Below are 348 nucleotides of genomic sequence, written 5' to 3' on the forward strand. Positions count from 1 at the left end.
GCGGATGCGGCAACCGTCGCGGCCGTATACCGGGGCCGATGGGCGGTGGAAGGCGCGTTCCACGAATCGACGGTCGCGCGGCGGTGCGAGGTGAACGCACTCGGGTACCCGAGGGCGGCGGTGTTCGGGTTCGCGGTGGCGGTGGCCGCGTACAACGTGCTGGCGGTGCTCAAGGCCGCGATGCGAGCGGCACACGGGGTGGACGTGGTGCAGAACGAGGTGTCCGGTTACTACGTGGCCCTCGAGCTGGCCACCGTGTACCCGGGCATGATGATCGCCGTTCTACCGGCCCCGTGGGCCGTGTCCGGGACCATGTCGGGCGTCGAGCTGGCCCGGCACCTACGGGCC

Annotated in this window: 1 pseudogene; it reads left to right on the forward strand. The window is 71.3% G+C overall.

Annotated elements, in window-relative coordinates:
- A pseudogene (locus tag R5W23_RS12260) lies at positions 1–348 on the forward strand (transposase); the annotation flags it as partial.

The organism is Gemmata algarum, from assembly GCF_034097035.1.
GTDB classification, from domain to species: Bacteria; Planctomycetota; Planctomycetia; order Gemmatales; family Gemmataceae; genus Gemmata; species Gemmata algarum.